Here is a 1,552-nt window from a genome sequence, read left to right on the forward strand (position 1 = left end):
CGCAGCGAGTAGTCCAATCTACTCCAGAAAGGAGGTATTCCAGCCGCACCTTCCGGTACGGCTACCTTGTTACGACTTAGCCCCAGTTACCGGTTTTACCCTAGGACGCTCCTTGCGGCTACGTACTTTAGGTACCCCCAGCTTCCATGGCTTGACGGGCGGTGTGTACAAGGCCCGGGAACGTATTCACCGCGTCATTGCTGATACGCGATTACTAGCGAATCCAACTTCAAGAGGTCGAGTTGCAGACCTCTATCCGAACTGTGATCGGCTTTTTGAGATTGGCATTCCATTGCTGGATAGCTGCCCTCTGTACCGACCATTGTAGCACGTGTGTAGCCCCGGACGTAAGGGCCATGATGACTTGACGTCGTCCCCTCCTTCCTCTCTGTTTGCACAGGCAGTCTGTCTAGAGTCCCCACCTTTACATGCTGGCAACTAGACATAGGGGTTGCGCTCGTTGCGGGACTTAACCCAACACCTCACGGCACGAGCTGACGACAGCCATGCAGCACCTAGTTTCGTGTGATTGCTCACTGTCCCATCTCTGGAACATTCACTAACTTTCAAGCCCGGGTAAGGTTCCTCGCGTATCATCGAATTAAACCACATGCTCCTCCGCTTGTGCGGGCCCCCGTCAATTCCTTTGAGTTTCACCCTTGCGGGCGTACTCCCCAGGTGGAACACTTAACGCTTTCGCTTAGCCGCTGACCGTGTATCGCCAACAGCGAGTGTTCATCGTTTAGGGCGTGGACTACCAGGGTATCTAATCCTGTTTGATCCCCACGCTTTCGTGCCTCAGCGTCAATACAACCATAGCAAGCTGCCTTCGCAATCGGTGTTCTGTGACATATCTATGCATTTCACCGCTACTTGTCACATTCCGCCTGCCTCTAGTTGATTCAAGCCCGTCAGTATCAAGGGCACTGCGATGGTTGAGCCACCGTCTTTCACCCCTGACTTAACAGGCCGCCTACGCACCCTTTAAACCCAATAAATCCGGATAACGCTCGGATCCTCCGTATTACCGCGGCTGCTGGCACGGAGTTAGCCGATCCTTATTCCTACCGTACATTCAGCTTCCTACACGTAGGAAGGTTTATTCCGGTATAAAAGCAGTTTACAACCCGGAGGGCCGTCTTCCTGCACGCGGCATGGCTGGTTCAGGCTTGCGCCCATTGACCAATATTCCTTACTGCTGCCTCCCGTAGGAGTCTGGTCCGTGTCTCAGTACCAGTGTGGGGGGCCATCCTCTCAGATCCCCTAGCCATCGTCGCCTTGGTGGGCCGTTACCCCGCCAACTAGCTAATGGCACGCATGCCCATCTTGATCCCATAAATGTTTGGACATTGCTCCATGCGGAACTGTGTCTTCATGCGGTGTTAATCCGGATTTCTCCGGGCTATCCCCCTGATCAAGGTAGGTTGCATACGCGTTACGCACCCGTGCGCCGGTCTCTGGCAGTGCAAGCACCGCCATACCCCTCGACTTGCATGTATTAGGCCTGCCGCTAGCGTTCATCCTGAGCCAGGATCAAACTCTCCATTGTAAA

Annotated in this window: 1 rRNA gene; it reads right to left on the reverse strand. The window is 54.1% G+C overall.

The window, feature by feature from the left end:
• Positions 1 to 27: 27 nt before the first annotated feature.
• A 16S ribosomal RNA gene (locus JHD69_RS19780) occupies positions 28 to 1,549 on the reverse strand.
• Positions 1,550 to 1,552 lie beyond the last annotated feature (3 nt).

The sequence above is a fragment of the Pedobacter sp. ASV12 genome, from assembly GCF_016429155.1.
Classification (GTDB): Bacteria; Bacteroidota; Bacteroidia; order Sphingobacteriales; family Sphingobacteriaceae; genus Pedobacter.